Below are 15,365 nucleotides of genomic sequence, written 5' to 3'. Positions count from 1 at the left end.
AACATGGATGACATCGTCAAAAAAGCAATGCAAAAATGGCCCGATGTGCCAGCGTGTTTCGGCTGGTTGGCACTCGATGCACGCGGTGCCTGGCGCATGCGTGATGAAGAAACGCAACGACATGATTTGCCCGGCAACAAGATTATGCACACCGCTTTGTGCGCCTTCATCAACCGTAATTACAGCATCGACGCGCTAGGGCGCGGATATTTTCAAAATGGTCCGCAATGCGTCTATGTGGATCTGGCGCTGACGCCTTACATAGCGCACACCGATCCTGCGCTAGGGATCGTACTGCAGACCGGAGAAGTGTTGACCGAGATTGATCAGGTTTTGCTCACCGAGCAAGGGCAACCACTATTTGTAGCCGGCAACAAGGTCTCAGCGCTCGATGACCGTGACATCGCCGACTGGATGACCGGCTTGCGCATGAATGGGCTAGCGGTTGCTGACGAACGCCTGCTGGAATGGATTGCCTCTTCAGCAGACCAAGCCACGCTGATTTGGCAGATTGCAGAAAAAACTTTTAACGTCGAGCGGACTTCAACGGCTGAATTACCTGGCAAATTCAAGTTTGAGCAACGGCCGCGCCAGCTGGAATAACCACAATCCAACTCGGCATCACGAGTGTCACCGATTTTTTGTATCTTCCTGCTCATCTTTCCAGCGTTCCTTCAATTCTCGGTAACGAGCATCAATCACCGCTTGCTCATAAAATTGCGCGTCCGGTGCTTTGCGCGCTATCTCCAACTGAATAATTGCTGCAGGCAGACTGCCGGTTAATGCATACGACTCAGCCAGCGCCATGTGTTGCAGCGCTTGCTTACCCTGTGCAGCGTATGCCTTGGCCAATAGATCCTGTATATCCGCGTCCTGACGATAAAGCTGCGATTGCTCTCTTAGATAAGCGGCGGCCTCAGCCAACTGCTTATCAGCGATCAACGCGTTCGCATACTGATAAGCCATGCTACGCGCTAGCGGGAACTCATCCATTGCGGTAGCAATCAATTTCAACGCCTGCGCTGTACGGTTCGATGCCAACTTAATCTCGATATCAAGGTCGCTCAATGCAAGGCTCGATTTCGCAGGTGCTGCCGACGCGCTCGCTTCCGTTAAAAGACGTTCCGCTTTATCGTACGCATTCTGTTTAAACGCAATAAAAGCCAAACCGTATTTAGCAGCGACGGTTTGCTGCTTTACATGCAATCTAAGCTGATTTTCAAACACTAAATGCGCATCTCGCAGGCCTTTTTCGGAAGTATCCTGCAACACGCGCACGCGTGCGCGTATCAACTGAAAATCCAGACTGTCCGCGTGCTGTCTATAACGTTGATCCCTTATTCTGGCCTCAATATCGGCGATCCTTTCCGTAGTTAAAGGATGGGTCAACAAGTATGCGGGTACGGCATCCGAATAGTTTCTGGATGCTGATTGCAGCCGACCAAAAAAAGCCACCATTCCTGAAGTCTCAAAACCACTCTCCCCCAAAATCGCTAAGCCGATTCGATCCGCTTCACGCTCGGCATCACGGCTAAAACTGAGTTGTCGCTGCATCGCAAAACCAGTACCGCCCATCATGATCGCAGCGCCAGCATCGCCGCTGCCGCGTAAAACCAACGCACCCAGCAACATCGAGGCTAATGCAATCATTGAATCGTTCTTTTGCTGGCCCAGCATGCGCGCCAGATGACGCTGCGTAACGTGCCCTATTTCATGCGCAAGCACTGCAGCCAATTCCGACTCACTCTGCGCGGCCAATATCAAGCCGGAATGCACGCCGATAAATCCACCCGGCAATGCAAAAGCATTTAAAACCGGGTCTCGCACCGCAAAAAAGAAGAAATCAAAATTTGCTTCACCGCGTACGTCAGGTCGCGCCAATACCAACTTGTTTCCGAAATTATTCAAATACTCGAGCAGCGGCCCATCGTTCATATAATCTCGGTCACGACGGATATCCCGCATGACTTCTTCGCCCAATTTGCGCTCCATCAACGGCGACAGCGTAGACCGGTCAGCATCGCCCAATACGGGTAAATTTTGTGCCGCAACAAACGCAGGTGCGAACAATAGCAACAGCACCCTACTCACCGAGGTTGAACCCAATAAAAAGAATCGGCGTGGGCGCGCGTTAAGGTAAAAAGAACGTATTGACAATGAACAACTCCTGACATCGGAACAAAAAATTTTCAGCGATTAAATAAGGGAAGGATAAAATATAAAAACCACGGTGCTATGATACCGACAGAGAATTTTTGTTCCCTATCGGTAATCCCAATCCAACATGACACACTCAGTTCAATCGGCACTTTTATTATTACTGTATTAAAGCGCAAGCTTAAAGCGCGATTTTTATAATCGCCTTTAAATAACAATTATTACACGCAGGATGACCGTCAACAGACCGCCTCGCGACTTACGAAACTATCAACCCATGACACATAAAACGTCCCCAGATTCTTCTTTAACCCACTTTGATCAAAGCGGTCAGGCGCACATGGTCGATGTCGGCGCGAAGCAAGACACGCATCGCATCGCCATCGCCGGTGGCACCATCCGCATGCAGGCGGAAACATTGGCGCTCATTACGTCCGGGAGCGCCAAGAAAGGTGACGTCCTCGGGATCGCCCGCATTGCCGCCATTATGGCCACCAAACGCACCAGTGACCTGATACCGCTGTGCCATCCACTGGCACTGACGCGAGTCACGGTCGATTTTTCTATCGATGTTCCACTGTCCAGTATTCGTTGCACCGTGCAGGCAGAAACAATCGGCAAAACCGGCGTCGAAATGGAAGCGCTGACCGCTGTTCAAATCGGGCTGCTGACAATTTACGACATGTGTAAGGCGGTCGATCGAGGGATGATCATTTCAGATGTTCGGGTTCTGGAAAAGCACGGTGGGAAGTCGGGGGATTGGTCGGCTGCGCAATCGGAAGGTCACCCAATTACTACATGAGATGTTCATTATGCAGCGCACCAACTACAACGCGGTACTTGGTACTTGGTACTTGGCACTTGCTTCAGCGTCAGCGCCATTGCCATTGCCACACTTCAACCATTTTGGCTTTTCTAAACGATCGAGGATTTTATTAAGATGGGCGCAGCTTGGTTTCGGTCAAGCTGCGCCTGCTTTAGACACCTCATTTTGGACTATGTTAATTGCTAGACAGCATCTTAATTTCTCATAAGAAATAAAGATGTAAATTATCAAAGGCGTTTTCGATAATTCTTTACTCGCAGCAACCCTCTTCGACTCTTTTGTAGCCCACGGTATTAACGCACCAATAAATACAAGGTCAGGCCAATAAGGATCACATCTGCACTTTTTTGGACTTTTGCGACCATCTTTAAGATAAAAAATCACTCAGATCCCGCATAAAAAAAGGAGAAAATCGGGACATAAAATAAGCCCATAAACTTGCTTGTGGTTTCATTTTTCCGACCTATAATTTTTTCTATGCTTTTAGCTGGTCGTTGATGCGCCATGCATCACTAGGCCTTCCGCTCATTCGCGTGATGAAACTCTGGAGAAGATATGCTAACGACAACTTATGCTTTTCTCAGTCTTTCGATGGAGCAAAAGAGACTGCATTTTCTGTTGTCCGCTGCACAACAACTACTGCAGATCAATGCAGACCGCCAGCGTCTTGACGTTGCCACGCGCAAATCTGTCATCAAGCAATTCTCCAGACTTGCCGCTGGATGTCGCAAGCGCAAAATTGAGACATACGTCATCCCCGCAATCCAGAGTGTCACGCATCAAGCTGATCGCCGCTTATCCGAGATGGAATCATCTAAGGTGATTGGAAGGAAGATACTCGATGAAGTGAAAGCTTGGGCCAAAGTCAGCTCCGAGAGAAGTTCCAACGATACGACTGAGTTGTATTCTTCCATTGAGCGCTCTTGCAACAACTTGCTGAAACGACTCGCGATGGAAGAGGAGGAATTACTACCCTTGGCGCAGCGCATCATATCTAACGACGAATGGTTTGCGATGGGCGCCCATTTTTTGGCAACCGATATACCAAAAAAAATGCGTCGTCAAACTGACCATATCAAACCTACCAAAGTGGAGTCCCGTAGCGTCATATTATCGGATCCGCTTATTTCGCTGGTCGTGAGCGGATATGCGTATTCGCAATAATTTGCGCCTCACGTAGTCTGCCGAACGAGTAAATACATCCAACACCGGAATTCTTTACACCTTATCTACTATTCAAGGAGCAGGTCATGCTTACTATTCCCGAACAGGTTTCCGCGACCATCAAAGCACATGCTGAAGCGCAGCACGCCATAGCATCGACCTTAAGCGACAAATTAAACGAGCGTATTGAGGAACTGACAAGGCTCAATATGGATGTCATCAAAGCGACTCTGGCAGAATCGATGGTTTTTGCCAAGGAGCTTATGGATGCGAAAAATTCGCAGGATTTTTTTCCATCAGCGCCTCGCACAATCAGCGCGAAATGCAAAGCGCAACTTATTACGCTAACGAAGCAATGCGTATTGCTTCTGCCACTAAGGATGCATGTAATAAGGCGATTGCTTCAAACATCGCTGAAGCGAGCCGTCATGGCTCGGGGCTGTTGACAGAGCTCACCAAAAATATACCTTCTACCGCTGAACAGGTGGTCGATATCGTCAAAAGCACGTGGCAGTCGTCAAGCGACGCCATTCTGAAAACTATTAATGAGCGCCCAGAGACACCGGACAAGCAACAGCAAAAAGATGCTTCAACTCCAACTTCAAGCAGTCAGGCAGGGCGCAAAAATAACGCAGATCAAACAGCCAGGACGACACATTAATCGTATCGCCAGCTTGTTAAACGTTTCAAAATAGCGATGCATTGACGTCGATTTGACGCGAGTGCATCGCGCCTCAACCTACTCCGGCAGTTCGGTATGCGCGCGTGGTCGTCATTGTCTGATTGTGTCCGCGCGGGAATCTGTTGGCGTGACCATTAGCGACTTTAGATTTTGCAGCACATCAATAATTGGCTTTGATCCAACCCTCGCTGCAATAGCGAAGGCGAAGAGCCTTTCTCACCCTTTAAAATGCCCCACCCATATCTCAGTAAAGCGGATAATGATTTCAGGCAGCCTAAAGAACGGCAAAACTGACATCACACCGCGGAGAGCGAATGAAGTTAACTTATTGGGTAGCTGAAAATATAGATGGTGATAAAACCGACTCAATTATTGCAAGGACCAAGCATGACTGCGAACAAAACGTCATCGCTTACGCCACCTCCGGAGAATATCGCCAGCCAGTAAAAAAATCGTTCTTATACAACGATGCATTTGATCTGTTTGAATTGGCGACGGGAAAAGATGGTGGAAGGGGAATGGGATAACGATCTCTTTTCTTGCAATCCACTATCGTCCTCCTGAAATGAGAGCGGCCTGAGATTAAACGTATTCTAGCCAACCTCGTTATGTAAATATCTTTCTTTGCGTCCGGTTATTCGGACAAAAAGAAAGATTATGCGATGCGGTTATTGGCGCATTAAAGATGTTTTTTCCATATTTATTTGGTATAAATATAATTATATTTGCGATTTATTCCCATAGGACACGATCATGTGTCGCGCCAAAGCTGTCAACCGAATATCGTTAGCAGCGTTTTTAAGTCAGGCCGCTGTTGATGCGGATTGTGATTTCCCACTTTTCGAAGGATTGAAAATGAAAAAACTACTTGCCGTTGCTGCGTTAATCCTGGCTTTTTCACCGTTTGCGCAAGCGCAGGGCTTATCCGACCATCCAGACGCGCGTAATGATCGCCGTATGGAGTCAGAGCATGCGGCAGCAGTACAGCGCCACCATGCCGTTCAAAAGCGGATGAAGATGAAGCACCATCGCCACATGGAACATAAAATGTAATTTGTCTGAAAATGTTCTGACTTATAAGCTTGGGCGGTTAGTTTGATGCCTTTCCCGATAGAGCGACATGGTCGTCCATCGGCTTAGAGGATGGTATTCAGTGCTTAGTACCGCCGCTCACGCTTGAAATACAAATGATATTTAATACATTTTTTTGATACGAAGTTACGCTTGTTAAGATGACTTAAGCACGTCACCTCGCGTACTTCTTCTCGGCCAAGCCGCATCGGTCACTCTCCGTCCCTCTGCGCAGTATTTTCGACACGATATTGTGCCAACATCTTAACTACCACTCCTCTTCCTCGAAGTTTGACATGCGGTTTTAACAGTGATGGATCCAATTTTTCCGCGGAAAATGGCATAATTCACGCTGGAAAATCGTTAAGTGTGGCAACAAATGACTATTGAACTGGAAAAAGAAACACGTCACGAGGCGATTAAATCAATTGAACGTTATTTCGACGAACACATGGAAGAGTCAATCGGGAATCTTCAAGCGGGTGCATTACTGGCTTTCATACTCGATGAGATAGGACCATCCATTTATAACAAGGCAGTTCGGGACGCGCAAGATCAACTTCAGCAACGCGTTCTGGAGCTAGATATTGACGTGCATGAAGACGAGTTTGGCTACTGGGGCGAACACAAACGAGCACGCTAAATGAAGCGCAAAACAACGCGCTTCCGATTATCGATTAGCAGCCTGAGCGCCCGCGGTCCGAAAACGTGGCTCCCTCAAACCGGGCACATCTACCTGCATAGCAAAGACGCCGCCGGATTGCGGGTGTTGCAGCAACTCAGCGTCGGGACGACCCTGGCTCGCGCTGGTAACGTATAAGGTCCTTAAATCGTCGCCGCCAAACGCGCACATGGTCGGACAAAGCACTGGCAACGGATAGGTCTCCACAATATCTCCCGCAGGAGAAATCCGCACTACCCGACCACCTTCATATAGCGCACTCCAATAGTAACCCTCGCTGTCTATCGCAGCGCCATCAGGACGTCCCCGATCGGTGGCTGAAGGTGTAAATTGCACCCATACTTCCCTGCTCCCGACCGCGCCACTAGCGGCGTCGTAGGAATGCCTGTAGATCACAAAATTTGGCGTATCCGAGTGATAAATCCAGCGTTGATCAGGGCTGAACGCAAGACCATTCGATGTAAGTATACCGGCGTCCATTACGGCCAGACCGCGTGTATCGAAGCGATATAAATGGGCGTTGTTACCCGCTTTCGGCTCATCCAATGTACCCGCCCAGAACCGGCCTTCACTATCGCAACGTCCGTCGTTGAAGCGGCTATGGGCCTGATCTTCAGGGTTATCGGCCAGCTTTGTGACTTGCCTCCCTTCTGCGTTTAATAACCAGATTCCCGAGCGCATACCGGCTACAAATCCACCATCATCTGCCAGCGAGAAACAACCAATATGCTCTGCGACCGGCAAGGTTTGATGTTCACCACTGGTCGGGCTAAAAAAATGGATCGCTGGTGCCAGAATATCGACCCAGTATAAGCGTTGGGTCATTTCATCCCAACGCGGGCACTCACCTAACTTTGCAGGCACACTGATGACGCAGGTAAAGTTGCTCATGATATTACTCCTTCTTTTTGTCTTGACGCGTTACTGGAGAAGCGATTTCGGCACTAATATTTTTTTGCACGGCTTCCATTATTTTGGTCGCGACGATGATTGTGGCGTTCAGCAAAAACATTGAGAACTACCCTAACGATTTGTTTGCGTTTGTCTAAGCTTGCCGAGCTTAAGCTTGGACACGAACGTCCGCCTCAAGCACTGGCAATTTCCGGCAAAACCAAAAGAATGCGCAGACTTGCACCGCCAAAGCGATCAACCAACTGGCTTGATGCGCCCTGACAGCATAACTTCCATCTTCATGCGGCCACGCATTTAGCAATAAACCAAACCCGTATTGCACGATAAAAGCACCAACAAACATGACCAGTGTCAGCCCCGTGCTGACGCGCCCGGCAAGATGTCCGTGAAATTCTTTAGTTAACGATGCGTACGTCAGTACGCCTGCCGTACCGGTCATACCGTAGAAGCCCCATAACAGCCAAAGAGGAACTGGCGCACCCAATACAATCAGTAACTGCGACACCATGAATAACAACATGCCCGCACCAGCGGTCGCATGAATGGAAATACCATTTTTTTGCAGGCGGCGCGCCAGCAATCCAAACCCTGCAGCACCGATCACCATCGCTAACCCAATTACCGTTACAAGGGCTGCGGCTGCGGCTGGAGACTGATGCGAGACATCACGCAAGTAAGGACCAGCCCATAAACCTTGAACGCCCAAAAATACACCCTGACTAATCATCACTAAAGGTGCTGTACGCAAAAACAGTGCACTCCGAAAAATGTCGCGTACCCCGCGCACTTGCGAGGACAAGGTACTTTTTGGATGTTGATCGTCTTTTTCAGGGACCAAAAATAATAAGGCCAATACAATGAAACCAGTGCCGACAGCAACGATGACGAACAACATGCGCCAGCTAGTCAAGCCGAGCGCCCAGGTGACAGGCGTGCCAGTCACCATCGCACCAAGGCCGCCGATGGCATATAGCGCACCATTCATCATGGGTAATTGCTCATGATGAAACCAAGCAATAATCGCCTTAAGGCCAGCCATCATGCAGGCTGAAGTCCCGACACCCAACAAAAACCGACCAACTAACAACGTACCAAAGCTATGCGCATTAGCGGAAATAAGCGCACCTAATACAGCCACTATTAGCAACAATGCGAGGACTTTACGTGGACCAAAACGGTCAAGAAAAATACCTAGTGGTAATTGGCAACCAGCAAATGCGAAGAAATATATGCTCGTCAACAAACCAAGTTGGGCTGGCGACAGCCCAAGTTCGCTGCTCAACAATGGCCCTAGCGGTAAATTGATACCCCGAACCAGATAAGAAACAAAATAACCCAGCGAAAATATGGCGAAAATACGAAAAGAGAGCTTCATGCACAATATCCTAAAAGGAGGAGATGACGTCATGGTACGCAGCTAACGTTGCAAACACCAAATGAAAAATTACTGGAGGAAGTGACCTTCCCCGTGTGCAGCCCTGCATTTCTGGTCGCGCATCCGGCTATTACTCCCGGCGGGCTATCTGCCTTGCCGCTACTGCGCTATGCGCACTATAGCGGCTGGGAAGTCTGGTTAAAGGCGGCTGGCATAATAGGCCGTGAACCGCAAAGCGGTCCCGTCTACGACGATCCGATGCATCTGCTCGAAGCTGCCGCTGCGAGTCAGGGGATCGCACTGGCACGCTCATGTCTCGTCCATCACCATCTCACCAGCGGTCGCCTGGTGCGGTTATTTGCTGTCGGCAGCCAGTTTGATATACGGGCTCCTGCGCGTGGTGCTTATTTTGCAGTATGGCCACGCAATTCTGCCAAAATAGCAACCTTAGTTTATTGCGCGCTTGGTTGCACCAAATCATCGGCGATGCGCATAAAGGTACGGCATAACCGATATCTTCAACTATAAACTTTAGCTACAAATTGCGTTATAAACGTTCAGCTATAAACCACAGATTGAAAGCAATCCTCGTATGCCAACCATCACCTCATTGATTATTTATCCGATCAAATCCTGCACTGGAATAGCATTGACAGAGGCGACCATGACGCGCTCGGGCTTGCGATGTGAACAGGCGAACGATCGCGAATGGATGGTGGTGGATTTGGCGGGTCAATTTTTAACGCAACGTGAAATTCCGCAGATGGCATTGATCGTGCCGAGCCTGCACTCAGACGGGATGCGTGTGACAGCGCCGGGAATGCAGACGCTGAACGTGCCGCACGCTGTGGATAATTCGGAAGTCGGGACGATTCTACCAATGCCGACTTCACTAACGGTCACTGTCTGGGACGATAGCCTGAGCGCACAGGATTGTGGCGATGTTATCGCTGACTGGTTTTCTGAAGCAGTTGGCATCCCTTGTCGATTGGTGCATTTTGATCCAGCCATTAAACGTCTGGCGAGCAAAAAATGGACCGGGGGACGAGAGGTGCCGACGCTGTTTTCTGATGGCTATCCCATCCTCCTGATATCACAAGCGTCACTGGATGATTTAAATCAAAAATTACGGATTACGGGACGCGTTGCGCTACCGATGAATCGCTTTCGACCTAACATTGTGATTGATGGTGTGGAGCCATTTGAAGAAGATTTTGTCGAGACTTTCAGCATCGACAAAATACGCTTGCAACCCGTAAAACCTTGCCCGCGCTGCCCTATCCCATCAGTAGACCAGGCCACCGGCAAACCCGGACCTGACCCAATCGATATTTTGCAAACTTATCGCGCAAATCCAAAAGTTGATGGCGGCATTACCTTTGGCATGAACACCATTTTGCTAGAGGGAGAGGGGGAAGTGTTGCGAGTCGGACAGGAAATTGAGATTGAATTGGCATTTTGACGGCGTCCGCAGCTGACATGCCGGACCCGACATTTGACCTCACAGTGTAAATCTCTTAACAAATTAAGCATTTACGCTGAGGCTTTACACAAAATCGCCCTAATAACGGGCTTGCAAAAGATGCCGAAGAGAACAGTATTCAAGGTCGGGAATAGGCTGGCCCACATAGCTGAATAGGAAAACCAAACACCACTGCGGCAGTTACGAAAGGCCGACTTTCAGCTCAGCCTGCAAGCGCTCGTATTTCGCTTGCAGTAGCTCCTTGCTTTCATGCCATGCGGGATCGAGAGGAATGCAACTCACAGGACAAACCTGCTGGCATTGCGGCTCGTTAAAATGCCCGACGCACTCGGTGCATTTATGCGGATCGATTTCGTAAATCAACGGCCCCATATAAATCGCGCCGTTCGGGCACTCTGGCTCGCATACGTCGCAATTAATACAATCATCAGTAATAATTAATGCCATGAATTGCTCTATTCAGTCTTGCGCGGCCAAACGCCGCCATGACCCCTATTTTATACTTTACCTTGCTGAACCGCAGCCTGCGCAGTCAATTTTTCCTTTAACCACTTTTCAACCGATGGGAAAACGAATTTAGACACATCGCCACCCAGCGTTGCAATTTCCCGCACGATCGTGCCCGAAATAAACTGGTATTGATCCGATGGCGTCAAAAACAAGGTTTCTACATCTGGCAGCAAGTAGCGGTTCATCCCGGCCATCTGAAATTCAAACTCAAAATCCGACACAGCACGCAGACCACGCATGATGACGTTGGCATCATGCTGACGCACAAAGTCTTTAAGCAGTCCGGAGAAGCTTTCCACCTGTACATTCGGGTAATGTCCCAACACTTCATTGGCGATCGATAAGCGCTCTTCCAAAGAGAAGAAAGGCTTTTTGCTTTTGCTGTCAGCGACGCCGACTACCAACTTATCAAATAATCCCGATGCGCGGCGCACTAAATCTTCATGACCACGCGTTAGTGGATCGAATGTTCCTGGATATACAGCTGTGACCATCTTGTTTCCTCTCAAGTGCCCCAATCAGAGCGCGCATTATGCCTGATAAATACGCAAATTTAGCGTTGCTGTCGTTGCAACAAATGATAGAACACTATTCCTGCCTTGTCAGCACGCACCACTTGCCAACCCGACATCCATTCTGGCGAGGCTGTTCCGTCCGCTTCCACTAGCGAACATTCCGCCTCAACATATATCAGACCGCCCTCTGTAAGCAAGCGTTCACATAGAGGCAGTGTTTTGCCCAGCCAACCCTGATGATACGGTGGATCGAGAAAAATCAGGTTAAAACGCGGTTTTTCAGTGCTACTCTCGACATCAGTTAGCGGCTTTGCGATCAACGTTTGCAAAAAAGTCGAGGCATCTGCGCGTTGGATTGTTACCACACTTGCATCTAATTTTAACTTGGTCGCCTCTAATTGACGCACCGCCGGGGTGTTATGCTCCACCATCATGACCGCTGCGGCACCACGACTCGCTGCTTCAAAACCCAAAACGCCGGTACCTGCGAATAAATCGAGGCAACGGATCTCGGACCAACGGCCATCTAGTATATGCGTCAACCAGTTAAATACTGTTTCGCGTACCCGATCGGGGGTCGGCCGCAATCCCTCGCTATCGATCACAGCCAAGGGCGTACGCTTCCATTGGCCGCCGATGATGCGTACCTGACGCGCTTGAACCGGTGGTTGACGATGCACCGGAGCTGGTCTTTTACTTTGCTTCATTTGCTTTCTTCGCTGGTTGGACTGCAAGCCATGTTGAATTCGATGGGCATTGCTCTGATAGAATGCCGGGATTGTACCTTGCGATTAATTTCTGCGCGGTGTGTCGTTACTGCCGCCGCACTGCCCCTATTTGAATGCCTTTCTGACCCCAGGCCACTGATGTTTAGTTTCTTCAAGAAAAAACCCAAAGTTGACGTCGATTCATTGCCTGAGTTGCAACCTCATGCGCCAGCACCTTTGCCGGACCCATCGCAAACAGACATTTCCGAACCGATCTCTCAACAAATTGACATTCCGCCCTCAGAGGAAGTGCCAATAGTTGCGCCCAAGCGCTCATGGCTGGATCGCCTCACTAATAAAGCGGTTGATCCAGAACAAGTTGTTGCGTCAGAGCCATCATCGACGCCAACAGAATTCATCTCTTCGAAAGAGGGTGAGGCGCTCCCTTCTGATGCGGTCGATACGATTGAAAAGTCTATTCAAGCAGACTTGATTCTGCCGACCGTTAAAACAAAGCCGGACGCACCGACGATCAGCACTGCGCCCGTCATACCAGCCAAACCGGACCCGATCTTTGTCTCGCCAGCGCCGCAAGATGCCGTCGCTGCAACGACAGCATATCAGGAAGAATACGAGGAAGAGTTCATCGTTCCCGCGGCTGTTGCTGCCGAACAGAAGCGCTCATGGATCACCCGCTTAAAAAGCGGCCTATCGAAAACGTCTTCCAATCTCACCACATTATTCGTCGGCGCAAAAATCGATGATGACCTGTACGAAGAGTTGGAATCCGCGCTTTTGGTCTCCGATGCAGGCGTCGAAGCGACCCACTTTGTGTTGAAGGCACTGAAGAAAACGGTTAAGGATGAACGCCTGACCGAAGCCCTTCAAGTCAAAGCCGCGTTGCGCTCTATTTTGATTTCTATGCTGAAGCCGCTGCAAAAGCCGATGGAAATCGGTAAACATCAACCTCTGGTGATGATGATAGCGGGCGTCAACGGCGCTGGCAAAACCACCACAATAGGCAAGCTCGCCAAACATTTGCAAGCACATAAGCAATCGGTTTTGCTGGCCGCAGGCGACACCTTTCGCGCTGCTGCCCGCGAGCAGCTAACCATCTGGGGCGAACGCAATAATGTCAGCGTTATCGCGCAGGAATCCGGCGATCCGGCAGCGGTGGCTTTTGATGCAGTGCATTCAGCACAGGCACGCGGAACCAATGTTGTGATGATCGATACAGCGGGCCGTCTACCGACCCAGCTACATCTGATGGATGAGTTGAAAAAAGTAAAACGAGTTATCGCCAAGGGGATGGCATCTGCTCCGCACGAAATTCTATTGGTGATTGATGGCAATACCGGTCAAAACGCACTGGCGCAAGTCAAAGCCTTCGATGATGCACTTGGCCTGACCGGTCTGGTTATCACGAAGCTGGACGGTACCGCAAAGGGCGGCATATTGGCCGCCATAGCGATAAACCGCGCAATTCCTGTGTACTTTATCGGCGTGGGTGAGCAAATCGAGGACCTGCAACCATTTGATGCGACCGACTTTGTGGATGCATTGTTGCGCTAACGCTCTTTTATTCTGAGTTAGTTTGTGTTTGATGAACTATTTACGCATTTTTAACATATTTTTAAATAATGATTAAATTTAGCCAAGTCTCAAAACAATATGAACGCGACATTTTTGCCTTACGCGACATTACACTAACGATCAATAAAGGCGACCTGATCTTTTTGGCGGGTCCATCAGGTGCGGGTAAATCCACGTTATTAAAAATGATTGGTGCAATCGAACGGCCAAGTAGTGGCACATTGACGGTCAGTGGTCAGAACGTTGGCAAGTTAAAGGCGTCTGGCATCCCTTATCTGAGACGTAATCTTGGCTTGATTTTTCAGGAGCAACGGTTGCTGCTAGATCGCACCGTGTTGGCCAATGTGATGCTGCCTTTGCTCGTCACCGGCGCGACACGCATCGAAGCGGAAACGCGTTCGCGCGCCGCGCTCGACAAAGTTGGCCTGATCGATAAAGCCTTATCCCAGCCTCAGACGCTGTCCGGCGGCGAACAACAACGCGTGGCGATTGCCCGTGCGATCGTCAATCGACCACAAATTATTCTGGCAGACGAACCCACCGCCAACCTCGATCGCGACAACGCGGATCACGTTCTTAATGCATTGAAGTCCTTCCATGCAGCGGGTGTGACGTGCCTGATTTCAACCCATGATGAACAGTTTTTACACAGCGCCAACCATGTGATATTTCTGGATCAAGGGCAAATCGTCGACCATTGGCAAAATTCCGGGGCACGAGGCAACAAATGAAAACATGGCTACGACAGCACGTCTCGGCAATTGCCGGTGCGATTTCACATTTAGGCAAGGCGCCCGGTAGCTTCGCCATGAACGTTTTAGTGGTTGCCATTGCGCTCGCGTTACCGTTCGCTGGCTTAACACTGCTTCAAAACGTGCGTCCGGTATCCGAGCAATTAGCGGTACAGCCGGAAATCAGCGTGTTCGCTGCGATGGACATCTCACGCGAGAAAGCCACCGCGCTGGGCGCACCTATCCGGTCTATTTTGCAGCAGCACGATAAGAACGCTAAAGTCAGATTCGTCCCACGCGAACAGGCACTGGACGACATGAAAGGCAAAACCGGTTTGGCTGACGCACTCACCACGCTCGGGCAAAATCCGCTGCCAGATGCGTACGTGTTGCAATTGTCCGGCTTTAATAATCTGACCGAGGCCAATCAGATCGACTCCATCACCACGCAATTAAAGGCGTTACCCGGAGTTGATAACGTTCAAGTCGATTCAGACTGGGTAAAACGTCTGGCGGCGTTGTTACACATTACCCGCCTGATGTTGCTATTTCTGGCCGTCACACTGGCGGTTGTGGTGGTCGCAGTCGTATTCAATACAGTTCGTTTGCAGGTCCTGACGCAACGCGAAGAAATCATCGTCGCAAAATTAGTTGGCGCGACGAATGCCTACATCCACCGCCCTTTCTATTATTCCGGCGCTTTGCTTGGCTTGTGTGCTGGCGGCGTGGCACTGGGCGGCGTCGCCTTGGGATTGCAGCCGCTCAATCAGGCCATCGCCGAATTCGCGCGACTGTACGCCTCCGAGTTTTTGTTGCTGCCGCTAGACCTCAACTTTACGGTGGCGTTACTGGCTATCAGCGCAGGCTTGGGATTAATTGGCGCGGTATTGTCGGTGCGGCGTCATTTGGCACGGTTATCTTAAACTTGGTGCAACGTGGCGCAATGTGGCATTCTGT

General features: G+C 49.8%; 18 protein-coding genes and 1 pseudogene. 13 read left to right on the top strand and 6 right to left on the bottom strand.

The window, feature by feature from the left end; all coding sequences use genetic code 11:
* Nucleotides 1-3: 3 nt before the first annotated feature.
* Nucleotides 4-603: a DUF2946 family protein gene (locus RGU75_RS10535; RefSeq protein ID WP_322235665.1), complete on the top strand. Its 600-nt coding sequence runs from the start codon at nt 4-6 to the stop codon at nt 601-603.
* 27 nt (nt 604-630) lie between these two features.
* Here RGU75_RS10535 and RGU75_RS10530 read toward each other — a convergent pair whose 3' ends face one another.
* Nucleotides 631-2,151 (bottom strand): M48 family metalloprotease, encoded by a 1,521-nt coding sequence (locus tag RGU75_RS10530; protein ID WP_416186862.1) that lies wholly within the window; start codon nt 2,149-2,151, stop codon nt 631-633.
* A 283-nt stretch (nt 2,152-2,434) separates the two neighbouring features.
* On the opposite strand from RGU75_RS10530, the gene moaC reads away from it, so the two are divergent.
* The 7 genes and pseudogenes from moaC to RGU75_RS10500 all read left to right on the top strand — a co-directional run bounded on the left by moaC (nt 2,435) and on the right by RGU75_RS10500 (nt 6,543).
* A complete protein-coding gene (gene moaC / locus RGU75_RS10525; protein ID WP_322235663.1) occupies nt 2,435-2,959 on the top strand; it encodes a cyclic pyranopterin monophosphate synthase MoaC in 525 nt (174 codons plus the stop codon).
* Between the two features lie 579 nt (nt 2,960-3,538).
* On the top strand, nt 3,539-4,147 hold the full coding sequence (locus RGU75_RS10520; protein ID WP_322235661.1) for a hypothetical protein: 609 nt from the start codon (nt 3,539-3,541) through the stop codon (nt 4,145-4,147).
* An 86-nt stretch (nt 4,148-4,233) separates the two neighbouring features.
* A pseudogene (locus RGU75_RS23965) lies at nt 4,234-4,428 on the top strand (phasin family protein); the annotation flags it as partial.
* A 41-nt stretch (nt 4,429-4,469) separates the two neighbouring features.
* Nucleotides 4,470-4,808, top strand: a complete 339-nt coding sequence (locus RGU75_RS10515) for a hypothetical protein (protein WP_322235659.1) — start codon at nt 4,470-4,472, stop codon at nt 4,806-4,808.
* A 335-nt stretch (nt 4,809-5,143) separates the two neighbouring features.
* Nucleotides 5,144-5,356 carry a hypothetical protein gene (locus RGU75_RS10510; RefSeq protein ID WP_322235657.1) on the top strand — a complete coding sequence of 71 codons (213 nt, stop codon included), beginning with the start codon at nt 5,144-5,146 and terminating at the stop codon, nt 5,354-5,356.
* A 328-nt stretch (nt 5,357-5,684) separates the two neighbouring features.
* Nucleotides 5,685-5,882 carry a hypothetical protein gene (locus RGU75_RS10505; RefSeq protein ID WP_322235656.1) on the top strand — a complete coding sequence of 66 codons (198 nt, stop codon included), beginning with the start codon at nt 5,685-5,687 and terminating at the stop codon, nt 5,880-5,882.
* Nucleotides 5,883-6,279: 397 nt separating this feature from the next.
* Entirely contained in the window at nt 6,280-6,543 is a 264-nt protein-coding gene (locus RGU75_RS10500; protein ID WP_322235654.1) for a DUF2164 domain-containing protein, read from the top strand.
* A 27-nt stretch (nt 6,544-6,570) separates the two neighbouring features.
* Here the strand turns inward: RGU75_RS10500 and RGU75_RS10495 are convergent, their stop codons facing one another.
* Both RGU75_RS10495 and RGU75_RS10490 read right to left on the bottom strand, forming a co-directional pair.
* Nucleotides 6,571-7,473 (bottom strand): SMP-30/gluconolactonase/LRE family protein, encoded by a 903-nt coding sequence (locus tag RGU75_RS10495; protein ID WP_322235652.1) that lies wholly within the window; start codon nt 7,471-7,473, stop codon nt 6,571-6,573.
* Between the two features lie 169 nt (nt 7,474-7,642).
* Complete coding sequence (locus tag RGU75_RS10490) at nt 7,643-8,869, bottom strand: MFS transporter (RefSeq protein WP_322235650.1); 1,227 nt, start codon at nt 8,867-8,869, stop codon at nt 7,643-7,645.
* Nucleotides 8,870-8,917: 48 nt separating this feature from the next.
* Between RGU75_RS10490 and RGU75_RS10485 the strand changes: the two genes are divergently transcribed.
* The gene (locus RGU75_RS10485; protein WP_322235648.1) at nt 8,918-9,397 is read left to right on the top strand and encodes a LysR substrate-binding domain-containing protein; all 480 of its coding nucleotides are present in this window, start codon (nt 8,918-8,920) and stop codon (nt 9,395-9,397) included.
* A 64-nt stretch (nt 9,398-9,461) separates the two neighbouring features.
* The gene (locus RGU75_RS10480) at nt 9,462-10,331 is read left to right on the top strand and encodes an MOSC domain-containing protein (protein WP_322235646.1); all 870 of its coding nucleotides are present in this window, start codon (nt 9,462-9,464) and stop codon (nt 10,329-10,331) included.
* A 201-nt stretch (nt 10,332-10,532) separates the two neighbouring features.
* Here RGU75_RS10480 and RGU75_RS10475 read toward each other — a convergent pair whose 3' ends face one another.
* The 3 genes from RGU75_RS10475 to rsmD are packed head-to-tail and all read right to left on the bottom strand — an operon-like array spanning nt 10,533 to nt 12,084.
* Entirely contained in the window at nt 10,533-10,799 is a 267-nt protein-coding gene (locus RGU75_RS10475; protein WP_322235644.1) for a YfhL family 4Fe-4S dicluster ferredoxin, read from the bottom strand.
* 50 nt (nt 10,800-10,849) lie between these two features.
* The gene (gene coaD / locus RGU75_RS10470; RefSeq protein WP_322235642.1) at nt 10,850-11,356 is read right to left on the bottom strand and encodes a pantetheine-phosphate adenylyltransferase; all 507 of its coding nucleotides are present in this window, start codon (nt 11,354-11,356) and stop codon (nt 10,850-10,852) included.
* Between the two features lie 59 nt (nt 11,357-11,415).
* Nucleotides 11,416-12,084, bottom strand: a complete 669-nt coding sequence (gene rsmD, locus RGU75_RS10465) for a 16S rRNA (guanine(966)-N(2))-methyltransferase RsmD (protein ID WP_322235640.1) — start codon at nt 12,082-12,084, stop codon at nt 11,416-11,418.
* 645 nt (nt 12,085-12,729) lie between these two features.
* On the opposite strand from rsmD, the gene ftsY reads away from it, so the two are divergent.
* The 3 genes from ftsY to ftsX all read left to right on the top strand — a co-directional run bounded on the left by ftsY (nt 12,730) and on the right by ftsX (nt 15,331).
* Nucleotides 12,730-13,656, top strand: coding sequence for a signal recognition particle-docking protein FtsY (gene ftsY / locus RGU75_RS10460; protein ID WP_322240434.1), 927 nt, complete (start codon nt 12,730-12,732; stop codon nt 13,654-13,656).
* 68 nt (nt 13,657-13,724) lie between these two features.
* A complete protein-coding gene (locus RGU75_RS10455) occupies nt 13,725-14,408 on the top strand; it encodes a cell division ATP-binding protein FtsE (RefSeq protein ID WP_322235638.1) in 684 nt (227 codons plus the stop codon).
* Nucleotides 14,405-15,331, top strand: coding sequence for a permease-like cell division protein FtsX (ftsX, locus tag RGU75_RS10450; protein WP_322235636.1), 927 nt, complete (start codon nt 14,405-14,407; stop codon nt 15,329-15,331). Before RGU75_RS10455 ends, ftsX begins: the two co-directional genes overlap by 4 nt.
* Nucleotides 15,332-15,365 lie beyond the last annotated feature (34 nt).

This window comes from Glaciimonas sp. CA11.2, from assembly GCF_034314045.1.
In the GTDB taxonomy this organism is placed as follows: domain Bacteria; phylum Pseudomonadota; class Gammaproteobacteria; order Burkholderiales; family Burkholderiaceae_D; genus Glaciimonas.
The sequence above is the reverse complement of the archived record's forward strand: the minus strand, read 5'-3'. Positions and strand labels throughout refer to the sequence as shown.

What these genes read in the sequence shown, in the direction of transcription:
- RGU75_RS10535 (WP_322235665.1), top strand. Translation starts at nt 4, where the DNA reads ATGGATGACATCGTCAAAAAAGCAATGCAAAAATGGCCCGATGTGCCA.
- moaC (WP_322235663.1), top strand. Translation starts at nt 2,435, where the DNA reads ATGACACATAAAACGTCCCCAGATTCTTCTTTAACCCACTTTGATCAA.
- RGU75_RS10520 (WP_322235661.1), top strand. Translation starts at nt 3,539, where the DNA reads ATGCTAACGACAACTTATGCTTTTCTCAGTCTTTCGATGGAGCAAAAG.
- RGU75_RS10515 (WP_322235659.1), top strand. Translation starts at nt 4,470, where the DNA reads ATGCAAAGCGCAACTTATTACGCTAACGAAGCAATGCGTATTGCTTCT.
- RGU75_RS10510 (WP_322235657.1), top strand. Translation starts at nt 5,144, where the DNA reads ATGAAGTTAACTTATTGGGTAGCTGAAAATATAGATGGTGATAAAACC.
- RGU75_RS10505 (WP_322235656.1), top strand. Translation starts at nt 5,685, where the DNA reads ATGAAAAAACTACTTGCCGTTGCTGCGTTAATCCTGGCTTTTTCACCG.
- RGU75_RS10500 (WP_322235654.1), top strand. Translation starts at nt 6,280, where the DNA reads ATGACTATTGAACTGGAAAAAGAAACACGTCACGAGGCGATTAAATCA.
- RGU75_RS10495 (WP_322235652.1), bottom strand. Translation starts at nt 7,473, where the DNA reads ATGAGCAACTTTACCTGCGTCATCAGTGTGCCTGCAAAGTTAGGTGAG.
- RGU75_RS10490 (WP_322235650.1), bottom strand. Translation starts at nt 8,869, where the DNA reads ATGAAGCTCTCTTTTCGTATTTTCGCCATATTTTCGCTGGGTTATTTT.
- RGU75_RS10480 (WP_322235646.1), top strand. Translation starts at nt 9,462, where the DNA reads ATGCCAACCATCACCTCATTGATTATTTATCCGATCAAATCCTGCACT.
- RGU75_RS10475 (WP_322235644.1), bottom strand. Translation starts at nt 10,799, where the DNA reads ATGGCATTAATTATTACTGATGATTGTATTAATTGCGACGTATGCGAG.
- coaD (WP_322235642.1), bottom strand. Translation starts at nt 11,356, where the DNA reads ATGGTCACAGCTGTATATCCAGGAACATTCGATCCACTAACGCGTGGT.
- rsmD (WP_322235640.1), bottom strand. Translation starts at nt 12,084, where the DNA reads ATGAAGCAAAGTAAAAGACCAGCTCCGGTGCATCGTCAACCACCGGTT.
- RGU75_RS10455 (WP_322235638.1), top strand. Translation starts at nt 13,725, where the DNA reads ATGATTAAATTTAGCCAAGTCTCAAAACAATATGAACGCGACATTTTT.
- ftsX (WP_322235636.1), top strand. Translation starts at nt 14,405, where the DNA reads ATGAAAACATGGCTACGACAGCACGTCTCGGCAATTGCCGGTGCGATT.